Origin of the sequence: Tardiphaga sp. (assembly GCF_025356345.1) — a bacterium.
Classification (GTDB): domain Bacteria; phylum Pseudomonadota; class Alphaproteobacteria; order Rhizobiales; family Xanthobacteraceae; genus Tardiphaga.
The window spans coordinates 1-5,577 of the sequence record NZ_JANXTC010000134.1; the positions used below are offsets into that span (position 1 = coordinate 1).

General features: G+C 64.0%; 7 protein-coding genes. All 7 read right to left on the reverse strand.

Annotation, left to right across the window (positions count from 1 at the left end; all coding sequences use genetic code 11):
- The coding region (gene dapD, locus Q0S16_RS07820) for a 2,3,4,5-tetrahydropyridine-2,6-dicarboxylate N-succinyltransferase (protein ID WP_295846745.1) at positions 1 to 809 on the reverse strand (809 nt) is incomplete at its 3' end.
- A gap of 229 nt (positions 810 to 1,038) precedes the next feature.
- Complete coding sequence (locus Q0S16_RS07825; protein ID WP_295846748.1) at positions 1,039 to 1,746, reverse strand: pyrimidine 5'-nucleotidase; 708 nt, start codon at positions 1,744 to 1,746, stop codon at positions 1,039 to 1,041.
- A gap of 18 nt (positions 1,747 to 1,764) precedes the next feature.
- Positions 1,765 to 2,730, reverse strand: a complete 966-nt coding sequence (locus tag Q0S16_RS07830; RefSeq protein WP_295846758.1) for a DUF1036 domain-containing protein — start codon at positions 2,728 to 2,730, stop codon at positions 1,765 to 1,767.
- A 44-nt stretch (positions 2,731 to 2,774) separates the two neighbouring features.
- Complete coding sequence (gene argB, locus Q0S16_RS07835; protein WP_295846749.1) at positions 2,775 to 3,671, reverse strand: acetylglutamate kinase; 897 nt, start codon at positions 3,669 to 3,671, stop codon at positions 2,775 to 2,777.
- A gap of 111 nt (positions 3,672 to 3,782) precedes the next feature.
- The gene (locus Q0S16_RS07840; RefSeq protein ID WP_295846752.1) at positions 3,783 to 4,160 is read right to left on the reverse strand and encodes a DUF423 domain-containing protein; all 378 of its coding nucleotides are present in this window, start codon (positions 4,158 to 4,160) and stop codon (positions 3,783 to 3,785) included.
- Complete coding sequence (yihA, locus tag Q0S16_RS07845) at positions 4,157 to 4,828, reverse strand: ribosome biogenesis GTP-binding protein YihA/YsxC (RefSeq protein WP_295846754.1); 672 nt, start codon at positions 4,826 to 4,828, stop codon at positions 4,157 to 4,159. Before yihA ends, Q0S16_RS07840 begins: the two co-directional genes overlap by 4 nt.
- Positions 4,829 to 4,949: 121 nt before the next feature.
- Positions 4,950 to 5,577, reverse strand: a 628-nt coding sequence (gene yidC / locus Q0S16_RS07850; protein ID WP_295846756.1) for a membrane protein insertase YidC, incomplete at its 5' end; no start/stop codon positions are given.

Here is a 5,577-nt window from a genome sequence, read left to right on the forward strand (position 1 = left end):
CGGGTGCGCTCGTCGACGCGCTTCATGATCACGGCGCAGGCTGTGGAAGGGCCGATCTCGCCGTTCTTCATCGGCTTGCCGGGCAGATTGCCCGGCACCAGCACCGAATATTCCGGCACTTCCCCGACGAACACTTCACCGGTCTCACGGTCGACGATCTTGGTCGAGGCGCCGAGGAACACGCCCATGGCCAGCACCGCGCCCTTGCGGACGATGACGCCCTCGGCGACTTCCGAGCGCGCGCCGATGAAGCAATCGTCCTCGATGATCACGGGGCCGGCCTGCAGCGGCTCCAGTACGCCGCCGATGCCGACGCCGCCGGAAATGTGCACGCGCTTGCCGATCTGGGCGCAGGAGCCGACCGTCGACCATGTGTCGATCATCGTGCTCTCGTCGACATAGGCGCCGAGATTGACGAAGGACGGCATCAGCACGACGTTTTTCGCGATATAGGCCGAGCGGCGCACGATGGCGCCGGGCACGGCGCGGAAGGCGGCGTCGCGAAACGCATTGTCGCCCCAGCCGTCGAATTTCGACGGCACCTTGTCCCACCACGACGATCCGCCGGGGCCGCCCGGGATCGCGCTCATGTCGTTGAGGCGGAACGACAGCAGCACGGCCTTCTTCAGCCACTGGTTGACCTTCCAGACGCCGTCGGCCTGCCGCTCGGCAACGCGGGCCTCGCCCTTGTCGAGCAGGTTCAATGCATGATCGACGCCATCGCGGATCTCGCCCATGGTGGTGGCGTTGATGGTGTCGCGCGCATCGAACGCGGCGTTGATGGTAGCTTCGAGGGCGGTTAGCGACATCGGAATTTCCTTCACGCGGGCATGAGCCGGCAGGCAAATTGGACGGCTTTTGTCGGGATTTGGGGAGGGAGAGTCAAGGTTGACTCTTCCCCTCTCCCCTTGTGGCAGAGGGGGGCCGCGCGACAGCGCGGACGGGTGGGGGGGCCACAGGTACGAAACCTTTGGGCTCCCCGTCATCCGCCTTCGCTTCGCGAAGGCACCTTCTCCCACGAGGGGAAAACCAAGAAAGCTACCTCGCCGCGTTGAGCGCCGCCAGAAACCCGGTCAGATCGTCGGTGACATGATCGACATGGTCGGCGTCACGGCCTTCCAGTTCCCAGTCCTCGCGCACCACTTCGGCGTCACCGTCGGGTACCACCAGCACGGTGGTCATGCCGAGCGCATGCGGCACGACCAGATTGCGGGACAGGTCCTCGAACATCGCCGCCCCGGCCGGGTCGACGTCGTGCAGCCGCAGAAACTTGTCATAGGTCTGCTGCGCGGGCTTCGGTTCGAGATCGGCGGCGATGATATCGAACACCGCCTCGAACTCGGCGGCGATGCCGAGCCGGTCGAGCACCGCGCCGGCATGGGCGACCGACCCGTTGGTGAGGATCAGCTTGCGGCCGGGCAATTGCGCGATCGCGGCCCCCATCGCCGGATTGGGCTCGAGCGGCGAGTGATCGATCTCGTGCACATAAGCGAGGAAGTCGTCGGCGCTGACGCCATGTTCGGTCATCAGGCCGCGCATGGTTGTGCCGTAGCGCTTGTAATAGTCCTTCTGGATCTTGAAGGCCTGGTCCGCCGGGACCTTGAGGAAATTCGAGACGAAATCACGGATTCGGCCGTCGACTTGCTGCCACAGATTGACGTGGTGCGGGTACAGGGTGTTGTCGAGGTCGAATACCCAGGTCTGGACTTGGGTGAAATCGCGGGCAGGCTTGGTCGCTATGGTCATGGATGTCCCGGTTGGCCGTTATGGCGGTGCAAATCGCAGGGTCTTGCCGCCGCCGCTCAGGTCGACGGCGACGAAACCGGCAGCGGTCAGGCCGCGCAGGCCGCAATCGCTATGGTCGTTGATCTCGAACTTGCTCTCGCGCGTGCACAACGTTCTGCCGCCGCCCCAGTTCAGCGCCTTGTCTTTCAGCCGGATTGCGCGGCCATCGGCATCGATGGCCTCGGCAAAACTGAGCACCTGCCGGGGCTGGCCTATGACGTCCGGGCGCAGGCATTTGCCCGGCTCGATGCGGTACCAGCCGCGGCTGACCGTCGTCTTGCCGTCCTCGGTGCCGATCGCCGCCATGACTTTATAGGTGGTGTCGTTGCACCAGGTCAGGCCGGTGGCGGAAGGCGCCTGCACGGCGTTGATCATGGTCTCGAAAAAATCCGGTGCCTGCACCACATTGCCGGAAAGCCCACGGCTTTTCAGGAACGCCGAAAGTGCGGCCTGCGTCTTCGGACCGTCGACACCGTCGATCGGCGCGGCGTCGTAGCCCGCGATCACCAGCAGCCGCTGGATCGCGGCGAGCTTGGCCTGCTCGTCGTCATATTCGCTGTCCTCGGCGAGATAGGCGATCAAATTGCCTTCGGCATCCTGCGACGGCTTGACCGTGGCGAATGCCGCCTGGCTCTGCCCGACACGACACTGTCGCGCGGCAGCGATCACAAAATTCTCCGGCGCGATGCACAGCGTGTCGCTGCCGCCCTGCGGCACCGGCGAGGCGCCGTAGACGCCGAGCGCGCGGGCATGCAGCAGGATGCGGTCGATGGTCAGCGTGCCGGAGGCGACGATGCGGCACTGCGCCGGATCGATGCGAAACCAGCCGCGGGTGGTGGTGTCGCCCTTGTCGTCGGTGCCGACCGCCGCCTCGACGACATAGCTCATCCGGTTGCAGAGGCGGAGATCGGCGCGGGCCGGATTGACGAGCGCGAACAGGAGCAGGCCACCTAGAACGGCCGTGACGCTTCCCCTGGTTCGCGCCGTGCTCACTTGTAGATCAGCGTCCCCGTACCCTGATTGGTGAACAGTTCGAGCAGCACCGCATGCGGCATCTTGCCGTCGATGATCACCACGCCCTCGACGCCCTGTTCGAGCGAATAGATGCAGGTCTCGACCTTCGGGATCATGCCGCCGGAGATGGTGCCGTCGGCAATCAGCTTGCGCGCGTCCTTGATCGACAGCTGCGGGATCAGCTTCTTCGACTTGTCGAGCACGCCCGGCACATCGGTGAGCAGCAGCAGCCGTTTGGCCTTGAGCGCGCCGGCGACCGCGCCGGCAAAGGTGTCGGCGTTGACGTTGAAGGTCTGACCTTCCCTTGAAGTTGCCAGCGGTGCCAGAACCGGGATCAGATCGTGGCCGATCAACTGGTTGAGCAGCGTCAGATCGACCTTGTCGGGTTCGCCGACAAAGCCAAGGTCCACCACCTTCTCGATGTTGGAGTCCGGATCGACCATGGTCCGCGTCGCCTTGGTGGCGGTGACCATGTTGCCGTCCTTGCCGCACAGGCCGACCGCCTTGCCGCCGGCTTCATTGATGTAGCCGACGAGCGTCTTGTTGATCGAGCCAGCCAGCACCATTTCGACGATCTCGATGGTGGCGGCGTCGGTGATGCGCAATCCGGCCGCGAATTCGGACTTGATGCCGAGCCGCTGCAGCATGGTGGCGATCTGCGGTCCGCCGCCATGGACCACGACCGGATTGATCGCGGTCTGCTCCAGCAGCACGATGTCGCGGGCAAAGGCCTTGGCCATGTCCTCGGCGCCCATCGCGTGTCCGCCATATTTGATGACGATGGTTTCCTCGTCATACTGCTGCATGTGGGGCAGCGCCTCGGACAGGATGCGGGCCTGATCGAGCGGACTGATATGGGGCGCGTCGGTCATGAAGCGGGGTCTCACAATGAGCAATCTGCGGCGCGTTCTAGCCGATTGATCGAGGCGGCGCAAAGCATGGCTCTCCCGCTCCCGCGAGGGAGAGCGGGCGAAACAAGGCTCTCAAACCTTGCGCGGCCACGCCGCCGATACCGCCAGCGCCAGCCAGCTGACGATCAGCAGGGTGCCGCCGGTTGGGGCGGCCATCGGGAACAGGCCGTGACCGGCATATTGCCGAACCGTGAGATCGCCGGCGAACAGAGCGGCTGCGACCACGAAGCCGATGGCGGCGCTGAGGCCGATCTGCGGGTGCACGATGCCGCGCTCGATCAGCGCCACCACGCCGATCACTGCGACCGCATGGAACAGCAGCATCGAGGAGGCCGAAGCCAGCCGGGTGGCGTCGGGCTGATGCGCGGCGGCGGCGGCAAGGATGACGCCGTCGGCGCCCATCACGCCGGTGAGAATGATCAGGATGCGCAACAGGCCGGAGCGAGTCATCGGCTGCGCTCGCCGAGCAGCCGCACCATGGCGGCGCGAAGCTCGGCCATCCCGGCGCCGGTGCGCGACGACGTCACCAGCAGTTCCGGGAAGGCCGCGGGATGCTTCAGCAGCGTCGTGCGCACCGCCTCGGTCGTCGCTTCCAGCTCGGTCTTCTTGACCTGGTCGGCCTTGGTCAGCACGACCTGGTAGCTGACCGCGGACTTATCCAGCGTCTTCAGCACGTCGAGATCGACGTCCTTGAGGCCGTGGCGGGAATCGATCAGCACATAGACCCGCGCCAGGCTGCTGCGGCCCTGCAGGAAATTATGAATCAGCGAGGTCCAGGAGGCGATCTTGACCTTCGGCGCCGAGGCGTAGCCGTAGCCGGGCATGTCGACGAGGCGAAAATCAGCGTTTTCCGGACCCTGGAAGAAGATCAGCTCCTGGGTGCGGCCGGGCGTGTGCGAGGTCCGCGCCAGCGCGTGACGGCCGGTCAGCGCATTGATCAGGCTGGATTTTCCGACATTGGAGCGGCCGGCAAAGGCGACCTCGACGCCCTGCATCGGCGGCAGCGTCTCGATCGAGGGCGATGCCCAGATGAATTGCCAGTCGCCGGCGAATAGCAGCCGTCCCTGTTCAAGCAGCCTCTTGTCTTCGATCAGCTTCGCATCGGTTTCCGCGTTCATGCGAAGGTTCCTTAGTCGTCATTGCGAGCTAAACGAAACAATCCAGAGCTGCGATCGCAGACTGGATTGCTTCGTCGCAAGGGCTCCTCGCAATGACGGGAGGAGCTGGTGAGCGTCGTCGTTACGTCTTCTTCTCGACTGGTGGCTTCTTCACGAACATGGCCTTGATATTGTCGAACAGTTCAACCTTCACGCCATTGCGGTTCATGATGTAGCTCTGCTGCAGCACCGAGAGGGTGTTGTTCCAGGCCCAGTAGATGACGAGGCCGGCCGGGAAGCTGGCGAGCATGAAGGTGAAGATCAGCGGCATCCAGTTGAAGATCATCTGTTGCGTCGGATCCGGCGGCGTCGGGTTCAGCTTCATCTGGAACCACATTGTGATGCCCATGATGATCGGCCAGACGCCGATGCCGAGATACTGGCCGATCACCGGCACGGTGGTCGGGTCGAACGCCAGCAGGCCGAACAGGTTGAACAAATGGCTCGGATCCGGCGCTGACAGATCCTTGACCCAGCCAAAGAACGGCGCATGACGCATTTCGATGGTGACGAACAGAACCTTGTAGAGCGAAAAGAACACCGGGATCTGCAGGGCGACGGGAAGACAACCGGCGATCGGGTTGATCTTCTCCTTCTTGTAGATCTCCATCATCTCCTGCTGCTGCTTCATCTTGTCGTCGGGATAGCGCTCCTTCAGCGCAGCCAGTTGCGGCTGCACTGCCTTCATCTTGGCCATCGACGCGTAGGAC

Bases quoted from the DNA above. Each gene is read 5' to 3' on its own strand.
- Q0S16_RS07825 (WP_295846748.1), bottom strand. From the start codon at position 1,746: ATGACCATAGCGACCAAGCCTGCCCGCGATTTCACCCAAGTCCAGACC.
- argB (WP_295846749.1), bottom strand. From the start codon at position 3,671: ATGACCGACGCGCCCCATATCAGTCCGCTCGATCAGGCCCGCATCCTG.
- Q0S16_RS07840 (WP_295846752.1), bottom strand. From the start codon at position 4,160: ATGACTCGCTCCGGCCTGTTGCGCATCCTGATCATTCTCACCGGCGTG.
- yihA (WP_295846754.1), bottom strand. From the start codon at position 4,828: ATGAACGCGGAAACCGATGCGAAGCTGATCGAAGACAAGAGGCTGCTT.